A 15,091-nucleotide genomic window follows, 5' to 3' on the forward strand; every position below is an offset into this window, starting at 1 on the left:
AACACATCAAAGCGAGGGGCGGCAGGGCCTCAGTGAATCACCCAGCTCATCACCCACAACCCCAGCACCAGCCAGATGATCCCGAGGATGATCGACGCCCGCATGAAGGCACGGATGGCCGAGTACAGCAGCATCAGGCCGACCACCAGGGCAAGGATGCTGACCAGCGAGGTGTCCATGCCCAGCGTGCGCGCCAGGCCATCGATGAAATTGCCCCCGGCATTGGCCAGCAGGTTGAACAGCCCGCTCAATGCGTCGACGATAACTCGGATCAACGAACCCAGTGCCTGGCCCAGCCACTCGAAAAAACCTTCTACATGCATAGTTGCTTCCTGATCGACACGTCGGCGAGTTTGCCGTTTCCAAGCCTTTGGCCATCAGTTGGCCAAGTCGGTTCCCGATGCCAAGCTTAGCGTGGCCGCGCACGCGAGCGGGCAGAATTGCCCGTGCCGGTGTCATCACTCTGGTGCTGGCTGTCGGCCTGCTGTGGCTGGCTGACCGTATCTGGCCGCTGCCCATGCCAGGCGACGACCTGGCGCGGGTAGTGCTGGCCGAAGACGGCACGCCATTGTGGCGCTTTGCCGACGCCGAGGGCGTGTGGCGCTATCCGGTCAGCCCGGATGAGGTCTCGCCGCTGTACCTGCAGGCACTGCTGACCTACGAGGACCGCTGGTTCTATCGCCACCCCGGGGTCAACCCGCTGGCCCTGGCCCGCGCGGCCTGGCTGAACCTGCGCGGTGGGCGCGTGGTGTCGGGCGGCAGTACGTTGTCGATGCAGGTGGCGCGCCTGCTCGACCCGCATGACCGCACCTTGGCCGGCAAGCTGCGCCAGTTATGGCGTACGGCGCAGCTGGAGTGGCACCTGTCGAAGCGCGAAATCCTGCAGATCTACCTCGACCGCGCGCCCTTTGGCGGCACCCTGCAGGGGGTGGCGGCTGCCAGTTGGGCATATTTGGGCAAGTCGCCCAAGCACCTGACACCTGCCGAGGCGGCGCTGCTTGCGGTGCTGCCCCAGGCACCCAGCCGCCTGCGCCCGGACCGCCATCCCGAACGTGCCCAGCGTGCGCGCGACAAGGTGCTTCAACGGCTGGCCGAGTACCAGGTCTGGCCCGCCCAGCAGCTCAAGGAGGCCGCCGAAGAGCCCTTACTGCTGGCGCCGCGGCAAGAGCCGGCCCTGGCGCCGTTGCTGGCGCGGCGGCTGAACACCGCCGGTAGCCCGCCACTGATTCGCACCACACTCGACGCGGCCCTGCAAAGGCGCCTCGAAGACCTGCTGCTAGGCTGGCGTGCACGCCTGCCGGAGCGCACGTCGGCGGCGATTCTGGTGGTGGATGCACAGACCATGGCGGTGCGCGCTTACCTGGGGTCGATCGACCTGGCCGATGAGCGACGCTACGGCCATGTCGACATGGTGCGCGCCTTGCGCTCGCCCGGCTCGACGCTCAAACCGTTCCTTTACGGCATGGCGCTGGACGACGGGCTTATCCACTCCGAATCGCTGCTGCAGGATGTGCCCAGGCGCTACGGCGATTATCGGCCTGGCAACTTCTCCATGGGTTTCAGCGGGCCGGTGTCGGCCAGTTCGGCCTTGGCCCTGTCGCTCAACCTGCCGGCGGTGCAGTTGCTGGAAGCCTATGGCCCGAAACGCTTCGCGGCGCAGATGCGTGTGGCCGGCGTGCCGCTGATGCTGCCGCCCCTGGCCGAGCCCAACCTGTCGCTGATCCTCGGCGGTGCGGGCAGCCGCCTGGAAGACCTGGTCGGCGGCTATGCGGCCTTCGCCCGAGCCGGCAACAGTGCGCGCATCCGCCTGCAGCCCCAGGAGCCGTTGCTGGAGCGGCGCCTGCTGTCGCCAGGGGCGGCGTGGATTATCCGGCGTATTCTCAGTGGCCAGGCGCGTCCGGACCGTGACCCGCACGCCGAGCTGGTGCAGCGCCCGCAATTGGCCTGGAAGACCGGTACCAGCTATGGCTTCCGTGATGCCTGGTCGATCGGCGTCGGGCCGCGCTACCTGATCGGTGTCTGGATCGGCCGCCCTGACGGCACGCCAGTACTTGGGCAGTTCGGCCTGGCCTCGGCGGCGCCGTTGATGCTTCAGGTGCATGACCTGCTGAGCAACCGCGACGCCCAGCGCGGTATCCGCGTGCCGGTCGAGCAGGTGCCCGATACCATCGGCGTGGCAGCCATCTGCTGGCCGCTGGGCCAGCCGATGAATCGGCAAGACCCCAACTGCCGTCGCCAGCGTTTTGCCTGGACACTCGACGGCACCACGCCGCCGACCTTGCAGGCAGCCGACCAACCGCTGGGGATGGGCTTGCGCGAGCGCGTCTGGGTCAATGCGCAAGGGCAGCGCGTCGATGGCAGCTGCCTGGGGGCCAAGGTACGTGACATCGCCCTCTGGCCTGCGCCGCTGGAGCCGTGGCTTCCCCGCGTCGAACGGCGTGCGGCGCGCTTGCCGGCAGTCGACCCGACCTGCCCACCGCAGGCACCGGCGACTGCGCCACCTCTTTCAATCGTCGGTGTACGCCCGGGTGACAACCTGCGCCGCCCGGCAACCAGCAGCGAGCCGTTGCAGTTGCACGTTTCTGCCCTTGGCGGGGGTGGACGGCGCTGGTGGTTCCTCAATGGCCAGCCGTTGGGCGAGACCCTGGGCCAGGACAGCCTGCTGGTGCGCTTCGAACGCGCTGGGCAGATCGAGCTCAGCGCGCTGGATGAAAGTGGCGAGACCGCGCGGGTGGCGTTTCAGGTCAGCGAGTAGCCGTTCGACGATTGCCGGGCCAGCACCTACGCTTTGCAAGTGACGGGTGTGACCGGCTGGCGCCGCGGTACCCGAGGGATCATGGAGCGTCCTATGCGTCCTCTGGTCGTGCCCCTGTTATTGCTGCCTTGGGCCCTGCTGGCCCAGGCAGAGGCGTTGCCGGTGTTTCTCGACAGCCATGAAAACGAGCGTCGGCTGCCTGCCGCCAACCTGCCAATAGACACCTACCGCCCCGACACTTCGCCGCTGCGGCTGGCGCTGTCAGATGCCAATATTGCTGGTTGGGCACCTGCGGACACCCGGCTGGTGTTGCACAAGGTGCGTTTCGAGGGCGGCACGGTGTTCCCCCTGAGCGAGCTGCGCGACCACTACCAGCCGCTGATAGGGCACGAGATCACGCTGGGCGAGTTGCAACAGTTCACCGAGCGCCTCACCCAACGCTATCGGCAGGACGGTTACCTGCTCTCGTATGCCTACCTGCCACCGCAGGATGTCGCAGACGGCCGCATCCAGGTGGTGCTGGTGGAGGGCTATATCCAAGGCTACCGGCTGCAAGGCGACATCGGTTCGGCCCGCCGTTACCTGGAGCAGTTGCTTCAGCGTTTGCAAGCCGAACGGCCGCTCACACGTGAAACGCTGGAGCGCTACATCGGCATTGCCGAACGCATTCCGGGCGTTGCGCTAGGCGCCGAACTGACCGCGGCGCATTCGCCTGAGGGTGCCGCTCACCTGACGGTGCACGCGCAGCGTAGGCCGTTTGCCGCTGGCATTACCGTAAACGATGGCAGCCGTGAGGACACCCAGGCGCTGTTCACCGTGGCCAGCAATGCCCAGACCCGCTATGCCGAACAGTTCCAGGCAAGCCTGCTGCTGCCTCCCGGGGATGATCAGGCCCATTACCAGCGTTTGGCTTACAGCCAGTACCTGGACGCCGAAGGCAGCCAGTTGCTGGTATCTGCTTCGCGCTATCGCAGCATACCGGGCACCCGTATCCGCCTGGATGACGGCAGCGATCTCACCCAGAAGCGGGAAAGCGAGCGTTATTCGGTAGGCCTTGGTCAACCACTGATCGTCAGGCCGGATGAGTGGCTGACGGTGACGGGGCGCTTCTACGCGGTCAGCGAGCATCTCGAAGATCGGCCTGCGGGGCGTTTGCAGGTGCGCGAATACGACAACTACGTACGGGCGCTGTCCTTCGAGGGCAACTGGCGCAAGGCCGAGGCTCGCCGCTTGCGGATCGTCAGTGCCGGGGTCTATCAAGGCCTGGATTACCTCGGCGCGCGCAGCGACGCCGACTATGACCTCGACTTCTTGCGGTTGCGCCTTTCGGGGTTGCAGAGCGATACCCTGTTCGACGCTTGGCAGGGGGTGGTGTCGGGCGCCCTGTACTGGAGCGACGACAAACTACCCGACAGCGAACGGGCGGTGTTTGGTGGGCAGGGTTTCGGCCGTGGTTACCCCCGTGACCAGGCAGCAGGGGACAAGGGCTGGGGTGTGGCGTACGAGCTCAACTACAGCGTTCGGCACAGCGGCGGCTGGCTTAAGGTGGTGCAGCCTTATGCGGTGCTCGATGCAGCGCGTGCCTGGTACAACGCCGGCAAGGTCGAGGATGCCCGGATGGCGTCTGCTGCGCTGGGGCTGCGGCTGGGGGATGGGCGTTATTTCGATGTTGCTGTGGAAGTAGCGAAACCTCTGGCGGATGCTGCCTTGGACAGCCTGAGCCGAACGCCACGCGTGACGCTCAGCTTCACTTATCAGATGCAATGAACCCCGCTCGATACGCCCCTACGCAACACCGGCGTTCGCGATCAATGTGCGGTAAAGCGCTGATGCACCGGTGAAGAACTCGGCGTCAGCGCCAGCGCCAGTTGCGTGCGGTTGTGCATGTGGGTCAGGCGCAGCACTTGGGACACATAGAGTTTCACGGTGTTTTCAGTGATGCCCAGTTCGCAGGCGATCTGGTAATTGGTCTTGCCTTTGCTGACCAACCGCGCCACTTCCAGTTGGCGCGGCGACAGCTTCTCGAACACCGCTGGCAGCTCGCTTTCGCCTTCCTCGACATCATTGGCACGCCGATGCACACCCTGGCCGCGGGCCTTCTCAAGGTCGTGGTAGAGCTCGTCAACGGACGATGCCAGGTCTTGCAGGCGCTGGTTCAGGCCGCCCAGTTCCCTGAGGTTGCGCTGGCGTTCCAGCAATGCCTGCTCTTGGCGGCGAACGCCTTCGAGCAGTTCGTCGAGGTTCATGGGCTTTTGGTAGTAGTCGGCAAAACCTGCGCGCAAGGCGCGGATCACATCCTGCTTCTCCGCACGTCCTGTCAGCATGATCGCTTCGAACATGCGCTTGCTGCCGGCAATTTGCTTCAGTGCGCGGACCAGTTCGATGCCATCGCGCTGCGGCATGTGCAGGTCGCACACCACCAGGCCAATGCTTTGATCGGCCAGGTAGCGCTCAATGGCCTGGTCGGTGGAATTGGCAGGGACGCAAGGGTGACCTTGGCTTTCGAGAAATTCACACAGTTGCTCGACGATCAATGGCTGGTCATCGACCACCAATACCTTCACTTCACTCGACGGCTTGTTCACGATCAACTCCCTGTTCGTAAGCGGCCCTGCTCCCGGGCCAGACGCTCTGGCAGCTTAAAAGTAGTCGTAGTTTGCGAGTCTGTACAAGGCTCGTACAAGTTATCGGACCACAGATGTGATTATTGGATCCATACCGCTGTCAGAAGAAAGCCTGCCAATACGTAGGGCACGAAGGCCTGCTTGTCGCCCATCTGCTCCGTGAGGGCCTGCAAGCGCTTCTTTACCTTGGGGTTGAGCAGGGTCCACAACCGGCGACGGGTGAGCAGCCACAGCAGCACCGTGACGCCCGCCCCGATGAAGGTGCCGAGTACATACTGAGGGCTGGTGGCGAGGGCCAGTGCGCCCATCAGCTTGACGTCGTCGGCACCGAAGCGCCCGAGCATGTAGCCGGGTAGGGTCAGCAGCATGACGATGGCCAGCGCCCAACCGGCGTCGCTGGCCTCGGCGCCGATCCAGCTGTGGCCGGTAGCGAACAGCCAAGCCAGGGCGCAGGCCGCGACGCCGAGTGTTAGCAGGTTGGATATCTGGCGTTGACGCACATCCTGTTCGGAGCACAAGGCAAGCCACATCAAGAGAACAATGCTTTGCATTGGCAGGTCGCCTTCCCTAATTGTTGAACACTTCTACCCGGTCAGTCAGGTTTCCTTAACTGAAGATAGACGGGAACGTGCAGGGGAGTGCAGTTGGCAACGAAAAAAGGCGTGGTCGAAATGGATTATGTCGCGGTTGGCACAGCGCTTTTGGGGGCGGCCCTATCGCAATGCAAGGCCGCTCCCGCTAACTGCTACTTCTTGCTACCCGGCGGGTAGTTGGCCAATACCTTGGCCACGGTATTGTGAATGGCGGTATTGCGTTCCTCCGGGCTTGGCGGGTAGTTGTTCATGATCTGTTCGGCACTGCCACGCCACACCAGCTTGCCGTCACGCCCATCGAACATGTCGACCTGAATGGTGGCGACCTTGTAGTCGACACTGCGGGTTTCGTTGTACATCGGGCCGCCCCAGTAGCCGCCCCAGTAGCCACCCCACCCACCGCCGTAGTTGGTGGTGATCTGTTGCTGGCGCTGTTCGACGATCAGGTACGTGCGTACGTTCAGGTCAGGCCGTGCCGTGCCCTGCACCGGGCGCAGGCCACGCTGGTCGAGCTGGCCGGCAACCGCCTGGCGAATGCGCTGCTCGGTCAGGTCGCTCTTGATTCGGGGGTCGTCCGGGCGGTACTGCAAGCCGGGTTCTTGCCACGCCCAACTGCGGTAGGCGGCAAAATCGCGGCTGGCGTCGAAATCATGCTGGACGTTGTTGCTGGAGCAGGCCGCAAGTAATAGCGCAAATGACAGTAGAACGAGACGGCGCAACATGATGGTTCTCCGGTAGACGTTAACTGGGAGGATAGCCGCTGAGCGCCTTGTGCACAGAATCACGCAAGGCACTTTCGCGATCACGCGGCGAGTCCTTGTCGCTATTGCTTTCAGCACTGGCGCTCCACACCGGCTGGCCGTTGCGCGCGTCGAACAGATCGATGCGCACCACCATTACCTCGACCTCGTAGGTACGCACGATCGGTGCGCTGGCATAGGCACCGTAGCCATTGCGGTAGCCGCCATAACCGACGCCCCCGTAGGGGTAGGAGCCGTAGTAGGGGTCGTAGGTGTCATAGTCGCGCACTTGGCGCAGGCGTTTTTCCAGGCGCATGTCGGCGCTTACCAGTAGATCGCCGGTGCTGCCCCGTGCCGGGCGCAGGCCATGCTGGTCGAGCGCGCCGCTGATGGCATCGGCCAGTTGCGCCGGGTCGGCATTGGCCGTGCCGCTGGGCAACTGGCCGCCACGCCAGCTCCAGCTGCGATAGTGCCCATAGTCACGGGCCGGTGCCGGGTAGGCACTGGCGTCGAAGGTGGTGGCAGCCGCAGCAGGCGCGGGCGGTATGGGGCGGCCGCTGGCGACATACGGGTTGCTGCCCTGGCAGCCAGCCAAGGCGAGGGGCAGCAGGGCCAGGCACAACAGACGGTACGGCATGTATTCCTCCCGGCGGGCGGGGTCAGCGGGGGCGGCAGATCCAGTGCAGGTAGCGACCGAGCCCGGCAAAGCTTGGGTGCCTGCGGTGGGCCAGCTCCATTTCCAGAAGGTCGAGCAGTTCGGCCTTGGCCTGGAACTCCTTGGGCATGTAGTCGTGGAACACCCTGACACCACTCTGGCTTTCGACCTGCCACATAGGCTCAAGTTGCGCCTTGAGCTCACGTGGATCAAGTGGTTTCTGTGGGGTCAGGCTCTGCTTTTCACCTTCCAGGCGGTTGCTGCGCAACTTGCGGAAATGGCCCTTGAGCAGGTTGCGATAGACCAGCGCGTCGCGGTTGTAGAAGGCCAGCGAAAGCCACCCGGTGGGCGCGGTCAGCTGATGCAGCACGGGCAGGATGCTTTCGGGTTCGGCCAGCCATTCAAGCACAGCGTGGCACAGCACAAGGTCGTAGGGTTCGGTGAGTTGGCCGAGCAGGTCCTGCCACGGCGCCTGGATGAAGGTGGCCGTCTGGCCCGCTTCGGCAAAGCGCGCACGGGCACCGTCGAGCATGGGCGCGGCGGGCTCGGCCAGGGTCAGCTGGTGGCCGCGCTCAGCCAGCCACAGGGCCATGTGGCCCAGGCCTGCGCCGATATCGAGAATGCGCAGCGGGCGGTCGGGCAATGTTTCGGCCAGGTCGGCTTGCAGCACGGCCAGGCGAATTGCACCTTTGGCACCGCCGTAGATCTTTTCCGCGAAGCGCGTGGCCAGTTCATCGAAGTGACGGTCGTTCATCGCGCGAAGCGCCTCTCGCTGTCGGCCAGTTTGGCCCGTACCACCTGGTCCATGTCCAGGCCCAGCTCGCTGCACAGCAGCAACAGGTAGAGGACCACATCGCCCACCTCCTGGCCGGCGTGAGCGAGTTTGTCGGCGGGCAACTGGCGGGATTGGTCTTCGCTCAGCCACTGGAAGATTTCCACCAGCTCGGCCATTTCGACGCTGGCGGCCATGGCCAGGTTCTTCGGGCTGTGGAAGCCGCGCCAGTCGTTGTTGTCGCGGATCTTGTGCAGGCGTTCGGTGAGTTCTTGCAGGTTCATCGGGGCTCTCCTAATGCCGCATAGCTTCGGCGCAGGTCCGATGCAAAGCAAGAGGATTCGGGGGCGGCTGCGCAGCCGCCACACGGCCTAGAGCTGGTCCCAACGGCCGAGCATGTGCAGCAACTCGCCATGCCCATCCAGCCGCAGTTCCCCTGCGGGCCCGGCCTCACTGGCACTGAGCACCACCTCCGATGGCAACCGCACCGGCTTCAGGAAATCCACCTCGAAGCCATAGCCACTGTTCGGCAGGTGCCCGCGCAACGCCGCAAGCGCCATGGCCTGGCTCCACATACCATGGGCAATGGCCTTGGGAAACCCGAACAGTCGCGCACTGGCGGCGCTCAGGTGGATGGGGTTGTAGTCCCCGCACACCTTGGCGTATCGCCGGCCGATATCGCTGTCTGCATACCAGCGGCTCGCCTCTGCCAGTGGGCCCGGTTCGCGTTCTGCCAGCTCACTCGCCTGGCCTTCCTGGTGCAGCCCGCGTACCAGCATGCGGCTGGTTTCGCGCCAGAGCAGGCCCAGGCCATCTTCGGCTTCGGTGATCAGGTCGAAGGTGCCGCCCTTGGCATGAGGTTGCAGGTTGTCGGCGTACACCGCAAACCGTAACCCATCGATGCCACCCAGGGGGCGCAGCACCTCGATGCGGTTATACAGATGCACCAGCCCGAGCAGTGGGAAGGGGAAGTCGTGGCCGGTCAGCAGCTGCAACTGGAGGGGGAAGGCCATGACATGTGGATAAGTGCCCGGCAAGCGGCCATCGTCGGTGAAGTGGCAGAGCCGGCGGTAGGCCGCAAGGTTGTCGGGCTGGGCCCGAATGACGCAGCGCAGGCCTGTGTCCGGCAGGCTGTCGCCGCTGATTTTGCGTTTGCTGGCCGCGCGCAGGTAGAGGCTGGCGCGTGAGTCCGGGGCGTGTAGGTCGTGCCAATGTCTGCTCATGGTCAGGCTCCCATCAGTGCCTGGCCACAGACCCGCAGGACCTGGCCATTGACCGCACCGGAACCCGGCTGGCTGAGCCAGGCGATGGCCTCGGCAACATCCTGTGGCCGCCCGCCCTGGCCCAGTGAGCTCAAGCGGCGCCCGGCCTCGCGCAGCCCCATGGGCATGGCGGCGGTCATGTGCGTTTCGATGAAGCCGGGGGCCACGGCATTGATGCTGGCACCGCGCTCGGCGAGCTTTGGCGCCCAGGCTTCGGCGAAGCCGATCAGCCCGGCCTTGCTCGCCGCGTAGTTGGCCTGCCCACGGTTACCGGCGATGCCGCTGACCGAGGCCAGCAGGGTGATGCGCGCGTTGTCACCGAGCGCGCCAGCGTCGTACAACGCCTGGGTGAGCACCTGCGGCGCCTTGAGGTTTACCGCCAGCACGGCGTCCCAGTATTCCGGGGTCATGTTGGCCAATGTCTTGTCACGGGTGATGCCTGCGTTGTGCACCACGATGTCGATACCCCCAGGCAGTGCTTCGAGCAGTTGCGCTGCTGCGTCGTTGGCGCAGATGTCCAGGCCCAGCGCCTGGCCGCCTAGCCGCGCGGCGAGGGCTTCGAGGTCTTGCCGCGCTTGCGGCACATCCAGCAGCACCACTTCAGCGCCGTCGCGCGCCAGGGTTTCGGCGATGGCCGCGCCGATACCGCGTGCCGCACCGGTCACCAGGGCGCGACGGCCGCCAAGCGGGCGGGTCCAATCCTCGACCTGGCTGGCGCAGGTTTCAAGGCGCAGGACCTGGCCAGAAATGAACGCGCTCTTGGGCGAGAGGAAAAAACGCAGTGCACCTTCCAGTTGGTCTTCCAGTTGGTCTTCGGCACCTTCAGCGAGATACAGCAGCTGCGCGGTCGCACCGTTGCGCAGCTCTTTGGCCAGCGAGCGGCTGAAACCTTCGAGTGCACGTTGCGCGACACTGGCCAGTGGGTCGTCGAGGCTCTCCGGGGCGCGGCCGAGAATCACCACGTGGGCGCAAGGCGCCAGGCTGCGCAGCAATGGCTGGAAGAATTCGCGCAACTGCTTCAATTCGTCGCTGTCGGACAGATGAGTGGCATCGAACACCACGGCCTTTAGCTTCGGCCCCAGGCCCGCCACCCAGGCCTGTGCCTGCAAGCCTTCGGCATTGAAGCTGTAGAGTTCGTCGGTGAGGCGCGGGGCGATGGCCTCGACCCGGCTTGTCAATGGCCCGCCCCCGATTACCAGGGCGCCCTCCACCGGGCGCAGGCGGCCGGCCTGCCAGCGCTCCAGCGGGGCCGGGTGTGGCAGGCCAAGGGCGTCCACAAGGCGGCGGCCGAGGTTGGAGTTGGCAAAGCCGAGGTAGCGATCGCTCATGAGTGGGTCTCCCTGAAGGCAAGCTTGAAAGTGTGGACCAACTTTGTGGCAAGGTCGTTCGAATGCGGTAAAAACACCTAGGCTGTACGGTTTAAATTGTTTCAGGAGGAACATGCGCATGCGTTCACCTCGCCGGGTCGCGATCCTGGGCGGCAACCGAATCCCGTTCGCCCGCTCCAATGGCGCCTACGCCACCGCCAGCAACCAGGCGATGCTGACCGTCGCCCTCGAGGGCCTGATCGAGCGCTACCGCTTGCATGGGCTTCAGCTGGGCGAAGTGGTGGCAGGCGCGGTGCTCAAGCATTCGCGTGACATGAACCTGACCCGCGAATGCGTGCTCGGTTCACGCTTGTCGCCGCGCACACCGGCCTACGACATCCAGCAGGCCTGCGGCACGGGGCTGGAGGCTGCACTGCTGGTGGCCAACAAGATTGCCCTGGGGCAGATCGACAGCGGCATTGCGGGCGGCGTGGATACCACCTCCGATGCGCCCATTGCCGTCAACGAAGGGTTGCGCCACATCCTGCTGGAGGCCAACCGCGGCAAAAGCCTGGCTGAACGGCTCAAACCTTTTCTCAAATTGCGCCCTGGCCACCTGAAACCTGAGTTACCCCGCAATGGCGAGCCGCGCACAGGCCTGTCGATGGGCGAGCATTGCGAGCGAATGGCACAGGCCTGGCAGATTGAGCGCAGTGCACAGGACGAACTGACCTTGCTCAGCCATCAACGGTTGGCAGCTTCTTATGCCGAAGGTTGGCAGGACGACCTGCTCACGCCATTTCTGGCGTTGGGCCGTGACAACAACCTGCGCCCGGACCTGACCCTGGAACAACTGGCCAAGCTCAAGCCAGCCTTCGACCGCAGCGGCCTGGGCACGCTGACGGCAGGCAATTCCACACCGTTGACCGACGGTGCTTCGCTGGTGCTGCTGGGCAGCGAAGCCTGGGCGCAGGAACAGGGGCTCTCGGTGCTGGCCTATCTGGTGGACGGCGAAACCGCTGCGGTGGATTTCGTCAACGGCCGCGAAGGCCTGTTGATGGCGCCGGTGTATGCGGTGCCGCGCTTGTTGGCGCGCAATGGCCTGACCCTGCAAGACTTTGACTACTACGAAATCCACGAAGCGTTCGCTGCCCAGGTGTTGTGTACGCTCAAGGCCTGGGAGGACGCGGACTATTGCCGTGAGCGGCTGGGGCTGGACGCAGCGCTTGGCGCGATCGATCGCAGCAAGCTCAACGTCAAGGGCAGTTCGTTGGCGGCGGGGCATCCGTTCGCGGCGACGGGAGGGCGGGTGCTGGCCAACCTGGCCAAGCTGCTGGCGACGGCAGGCAAGGGGCGCGGGTTGATCTCGATCTGTGCGGCGGGTGGGCAGGGGGTGACTGTTATCGTCGAGCGGTGATCTTGCGGGAGGGCGCCACAGTCATCCCCCCAGCTGTTAGGCTTGTCCGATCAGAACTACAAGAAACCGCCATGCCGATCATCGGACACCCACGGCCCATCCCCGCATTGGACCATCTGCCCAGGCCGCTGTATGCCCGCGCCGAAAGCCTCGGTGCCGGCTCCTGGACCACCCGCCATCAGCACGATTGGGTGCAGTTCTCCTACGCCATCAGCGGCGTGCTGGGTGTATACACCCGCGAAGGCAGCTATTTCGCGCCCCCCCAGTGGGGCGTGTGGGTGCCTGCGGATGCCGAACACGAGGTGGTGACATCGATGCAGGCCGAAATGCGCAGCCTGTACGTTCGCCGCGATGCCTGTCCGTGGGCACCGGAGCACTGCCGGGTGCTGGAGGTGACGCCGTTGGCGCGGGAGTTGATCAAGCAGTTCTGCCTGCTCCCGGCAGACTACCCGGAAGGGGACAGCGCCGAGGCGCGATTGGTCGCGGTGCTGCTCGACCAGTTGCGCACGTTGCCAGAGGTGGGCTTTTCGTTGCCGCTGCCACGCCATCCCGGGTTGCTGGCGCTGTGCAATGGCCTGATCGCCGCGCCAGACCAGCCACAGACCCTGCAGCAATGGGCGCAGCAATTGGCATGTTCGGAAAAGACGCTGATGCGGCTGTTTCAGCGGGAGACCGGGTTGAGTTTTCGCAATTGGCGGCAGCGTATGCGGCTGTTGTCATCGCTGGCGTTGCTGGAGGCGGGGGATAACGTGACGGAGGCGGCGTTGGGCTGCGGTTATGACTCGACCTCGGCTTACATCGCAGCGTTCAAGCAATTGTTCGGGGCGACGCCGGGGGAGCTGAAGTTTTAACCTCCAGCGCCCTGTACCGGCCTAGGTGAACCCCAGAGGCCGGTAACAGAGGCCGGTTGGCCGATCAGGTGCGGAAGCGTCGCACCAGTGCATCCAGTTCGTTGGACAGCCCTGCCAGGCTTTGTGAGTCCTGCCGCGCAGCCTGGGCAAGTTCGGCCACCAATTGCGCATCGCCGTGGATCTGGCTGATGTGCCGGTTGATGTCCTCGGCTACCTGGTGCTGCTCTTCGGCGGCCGTGGCGATCTGCGTGTTCATGTCGCGAATCACATCCACCGACTCACGGATCTGGCCAAAGCTGTCGCGGGCCAGGCCAATGCGGCTGACCGACTGCTGCGACACTTCCAGGCTGGCGTGCATCTGCTCGGCGACTTCGGCAGTGCGGCTGGCCAGGTTGCCCAGCAGGCCGTCGATCTCGGCGGTGGAGTCGGCAGTACGCTTGGCCAGCGCCCGCACTTCGTCGGCAACCACGGCGAAGCCGCGGCCCTGTTCACCGGCGCGGGCGGCCTCGATCGCGGCGTTGAGCGCCAGCAGGTTGGTTTGCTCGGCAATCGAGCGGATGGTGCCGAGGATCGACTGGATGGCGTTGCTGTCGCGCTCCAGCTGCTGGATCGACTGGGCCGACTGCTCGATTTCCTGGCTCAGGCGATCGACGCTGTGCACCGCCGCATCGATTTGCTGCTGGCCCTCACGGGCCTGCTGCTGGCCGCTGTCGGCTGACTGCGCCGCCTGGCTGCAGGAGCGGGCGACTTCGTTGGCGGTGGCGACCATTTCGTGGAAAGCGGTGGAAACCATGTCCACGGCTTCACGCTGGCGCCCGGCAGCCTCGGCCATGTCGTTGGACACCTGGGTCGAGCTGGTGGAGGTGCTGAGGATCTTGCTGGCTGCAGCGCCGATGTGCTGGATCAGGCTGCGAATCGCGCCGAGGAACTGGTTGAACCAGTTGGCAAGCTGGGCGGTTTCGTCACGGCCGCGTACTTCCAGGTTGCGGGTCAGGTCGCCTTCGCCCTGGGCAATGTCTTCCAGGCCGCTGGTAACGCTGTTGATCGGGCGCACGATCAGCTTGGCGAAGGCCGCACCCACCACGGCGAACAGTGCTGCCAGCACCAGGGCGATGGTGCCGATCAGCCAAGTCAGGCGGGTGGTGGTCTGCATCACCTCGCTCTGCTCGATCAGGCCGATGAAGGTCCAGCCCAGTTGTTCGTCGGGGTAGATGTTGGCCATGTAGCGCACGCCGTTCAGCTCGACCTCGACCAGGCCTTTACCTGCCTTGGCCAGGGCGGCATAGCCGTCGCCGAAGCTGCCCAGTTGCTTGAAGTTGTGGCTGGCATCGCGCGGGTCGACCATCACGTTGCCGTTGTTTTCCACCAGCATCAGGTAGCCGCTTTCGCCCAGCTTGATCTGCTGGACGATCTGCGTCAGGCCCTTGAGCGAAACGTCGATGTTGACCACGCCGCCCGGGTTGCCAAGCTGGTTGGCCACGGCGCGCACGGTGCTCACCAGCACGGCGTCGTCGGCAGCCCAGTAGTAGGCGCCGGTACGCAGGGTCTTGCCTGGGTTGGCCATGGCCAGCTGGTACCAGGGGCGAGGGCGCGGGTCGTAGTTGACGAACTTCTGCCCCGCCGGCCAGCCGACATAGCCGCCGTCACTCACACCGTAGGAAAGGTAGGCGTAACCCGGGTGCGAATCGGCCAGGCGGGTGAAGAATTCGAGCACTTGCTTGTCCTGATCGCCCAGTTCATATGACGGGTTGGCGCTCATGAACTTGTTCAGGTTGTTGCCTGTAGCCGCGATCATCGGTTGCGAGGCCAGGTATTCGACGTTCTGGTTGATGCCCTGGAAGAAGATGTTCATCGCGTTGCTGACCTGGCGAATTTCCCGGCTGCTGCTGTCGAGGAATCCATCGCGGGCTTCGCCGCGCAGGTTGAGGACCACCAAGGTGGCCACGAGAACGATGGGCAAGCCGGCGATGACCGCGAATGCCCAGGTCAGTTTCTGTTTGATGCTCATCGACGCTCCCGGAATTTTTATATTGTCGACACACGAGGCAGGTAGTTACTGCATCGGCAGCGCCCGGGATTAGATGAAGGCAAATGCCCGTATTTATTAGGGAATGT

Annotated in this window: 14 protein-coding genes and 1 pseudogene; 4 read left to right on the plus strand and 11 right to left on the minus strand. The window is 64.6% G+C overall.

Features of this window, described 5'->3' with window-relative positions; genetic code table 11:
• Positions 1-29 precede the first annotated feature (29 nt).
• Complete coding sequence (locus tag LJX93_RS02965; RefSeq protein ID WP_033703383.1) at positions 30-323, minus strand: hypothetical protein; 294 nt, start codon at positions 321-323, stop codon at positions 30-32.
• A 77-nt stretch (positions 324-400) separates the two neighbouring features.
• Here LJX93_RS02965 and pbpC point away from each other — a divergent pair, with 77 nt between their 5' ends.
• Both pbpC and LJX93_RS02975 read left to right on the plus strand, forming a co-directional pair.
• Positions 401-2,755: a peptidoglycan glycosyltransferase PbpC gene (pbpC, locus tag LJX93_RS02970; RefSeq protein WP_227696740.1), complete on the plus strand. Its 2,355-nt coding sequence runs from the start codon at positions 401-403 to the stop codon at positions 2,753-2,755.
• Between the two features lie 93 nt (positions 2,756-2,848).
• Positions 2,849-4,522 carry a ShlB/FhaC/HecB family hemolysin secretion/activation protein gene (locus tag LJX93_RS02975; protein WP_227696741.1) on the plus strand — a complete coding sequence of 558 codons (1,674 nt, stop codon included), beginning with the start codon at positions 2,849-2,851 and terminating at the stop codon, positions 4,520-4,522.
• A gap of 41 nt (positions 4,523-4,563) precedes the next feature.
• Here the strand turns inward: LJX93_RS02975 and LJX93_RS02980 are convergent, their stop codons facing one another.
• The 8 genes from LJX93_RS02980 to LJX93_RS03015 all read right to left on the minus strand — a co-directional run bounded on the left by LJX93_RS02980 (position 4,564) and on the right by LJX93_RS03015 (position 10,729).
• Entirely contained in the window at positions 4,564-5,340 is a 777-nt protein-coding gene (locus LJX93_RS02980; protein WP_162525125.1) for a response regulator transcription factor, read from the minus strand.
• Between the two features lie 119 nt (positions 5,341-5,459).
• Positions 5,460-5,930, minus strand: a complete 471-nt coding sequence (locus LJX93_RS02985) for a prepilin peptidase (RefSeq protein ID WP_033703378.1) — start codon at positions 5,928-5,930, stop codon at positions 5,460-5,462.
• A 194-nt stretch (positions 5,931-6,124) separates the two neighbouring features.
• Positions 6,125-6,694, minus strand: coding sequence for a DUF4136 domain-containing protein (locus LJX93_RS02990; RefSeq protein ID WP_095065365.1), 570 nt, complete (start codon positions 6,692-6,694; stop codon positions 6,125-6,127).
• A 19-nt stretch (positions 6,695-6,713) separates the two neighbouring features.
• Positions 6,714-7,349: a DUF4136 domain-containing protein gene (locus LJX93_RS02995; protein WP_227696742.1), complete on the minus strand. Its 636-nt coding sequence runs from the start codon at positions 7,347-7,349 to the stop codon at positions 6,714-6,716.
• A 22-nt stretch (positions 7,350-7,371) separates the two neighbouring features.
• Complete coding sequence (locus LJX93_RS03000) at positions 7,372-8,121, minus strand: methyltransferase (protein ID WP_033703375.1); 750 nt, start codon at positions 8,119-8,121, stop codon at positions 7,372-7,374.
• Positions 8,118-8,423, minus strand: a complete 306-nt coding sequence (locus LJX93_RS03005; protein WP_033703374.1) for a MazG-like family protein — start codon at positions 8,421-8,423, stop codon at positions 8,118-8,120. Before LJX93_RS03005 ends, LJX93_RS03000 begins: the two co-directional genes overlap by 4 nt.
• A gap of 87 nt (positions 8,424-8,510) precedes the next feature.
• Positions 8,511-9,362, minus strand: coding sequence for a MaoC family dehydratase (locus LJX93_RS03010; RefSeq protein WP_033703373.1), 852 nt, complete (start codon positions 9,360-9,362; stop codon positions 8,511-8,513).
• Between the two features lie 2 nt (positions 9,363-9,364).
• Positions 9,365-10,729 (minus strand): 3-oxoacyl-ACP reductase, encoded by a 1,365-nt coding sequence (locus tag LJX93_RS03015; protein ID WP_047583500.1) that lies wholly within the window; start codon positions 10,727-10,729, stop codon positions 9,365-9,367.
• Positions 10,730-10,847: 118 nt separating this feature from the next.
• Between LJX93_RS03015 and LJX93_RS03020 the strand changes: the two genes are divergently transcribed.
• Positions 10,848-12,125, plus strand: coding sequence for an acetyl-CoA C-acetyltransferase (locus LJX93_RS03020; RefSeq protein ID WP_186666271.1), 1,278 nt, complete (start codon positions 10,848-10,850; stop codon positions 12,123-12,125).
• A 71-nt stretch (positions 12,126-12,196) separates the two neighbouring features.
• Positions 12,197-12,976: an AraC family transcriptional regulator gene (locus tag LJX93_RS03025; protein ID WP_033703371.1), complete on the plus strand. Its 780-nt coding sequence runs from the start codon at positions 12,197-12,199 to the stop codon at positions 12,974-12,976.
• Between the two features lie 64 nt (positions 12,977-13,040).
• Here LJX93_RS03025 and LJX93_RS27415 read toward each other — a convergent pair whose 3' ends face one another.
• Positions 13,041-13,808: a methyl-accepting chemotaxis protein gene (locus tag LJX93_RS27415; protein WP_371921802.1), complete on the minus strand. Its 768-nt coding sequence runs from the start codon at positions 13,806-13,808 to the stop codon at positions 13,041-13,043.
• A gap of 138 nt (positions 13,809-13,946) precedes the next feature.
• Positions 13,947-14,984 (minus strand): annotated as a pseudogene (locus tag LJX93_RS27420) (cache domain-containing protein); the annotation flags it as partial.
• Between the last annotated feature and the right edge of the window lie 107 nt (positions 14,985-15,091).

It is taken from the genome of Pseudomonas sp. HN2-3, from assembly GCF_020691745.1.
GTDB classification, from domain to species: domain Bacteria; phylum Pseudomonadota; class Gammaproteobacteria; order Pseudomonadales; family Pseudomonadaceae; genus Aquipseudomonas; species Aquipseudomonas capeferrum.

Bases quoted from the DNA above. Each gene is read 5' to 3' on its own strand.
- LJX93_RS02965 (WP_033703383.1), bottom strand. From the start codon at position 323: ATGCATGTAGAAGGTTTTTTCGAGTGGCTGGGCCAGGCACTGGGTTCG.
- pbpC (WP_227696740.1), top strand. From the start codon at position 401: ATGCCAAGCTTAGCGTGGCCGCGCACGCGAGCGGGCAGAATTGCCCGT.
- LJX93_RS02975 (WP_227696741.1), top strand. From the start codon at position 2,849: ATGCGTCCTCTGGTCGTGCCCCTGTTATTGCTGCCTTGGGCCCTGCTG.
- LJX93_RS02985 (WP_033703378.1), bottom strand. From the start codon at position 5,930: ATGCAAAGCATTGTTCTCTTGATGTGGCTTGCCTTGTGCTCCGAACAG.
- LJX93_RS02990 (WP_095065365.1), bottom strand. From the start codon at position 6,694: ATGTTGCGCCGTCTCGTTCTACTGTCATTTGCGCTATTACTTGCGGCC.
- LJX93_RS02995 (WP_227696742.1), bottom strand. From the start codon at position 7,349: ATGCCGTACCGTCTGTTGTGCCTGGCCCTGCTGCCCCTCGCCTTGGCT.
- LJX93_RS03000 (WP_033703375.1), bottom strand. From the start codon at position 8,121: ATGAACGACCGTCACTTCGATGAACTGGCCACGCGCTTCGCGGAAAAG.
- LJX93_RS03005 (WP_033703374.1), bottom strand. From the start codon at position 8,423: ATGAACCTGCAAGAACTCACCGAACGCCTGCACAAGATCCGCGACAAC.
- LJX93_RS03010 (WP_033703373.1), bottom strand. From the start codon at position 9,362: ATGAGCAGACATTGGCACGACCTACACGCCCCGGACTCACGCGCCAGC.
- LJX93_RS03015 (WP_047583500.1), bottom strand. From the start codon at position 10,729: ATGAGCGATCGCTACCTCGGCTTTGCCAACTCCAACCTCGGCCGCCGC.
- LJX93_RS03020 (WP_186666271.1), top strand. From the start codon at position 10,848: ATGCGTTCACCTCGCCGGGTCGCGATCCTGGGCGGCAACCGAATCCCG.
- LJX93_RS03025 (WP_033703371.1), top strand. From the start codon at position 12,197: ATGCCGATCATCGGACACCCACGGCCCATCCCCGCATTGGACCATCTG.
- LJX93_RS27415 (WP_371921802.1), bottom strand. From the start codon at position 13,808: ATGGCCGAGGCTGCCGGGCGCCAGCGTGAAGCCGTGGACATGGTTTCC.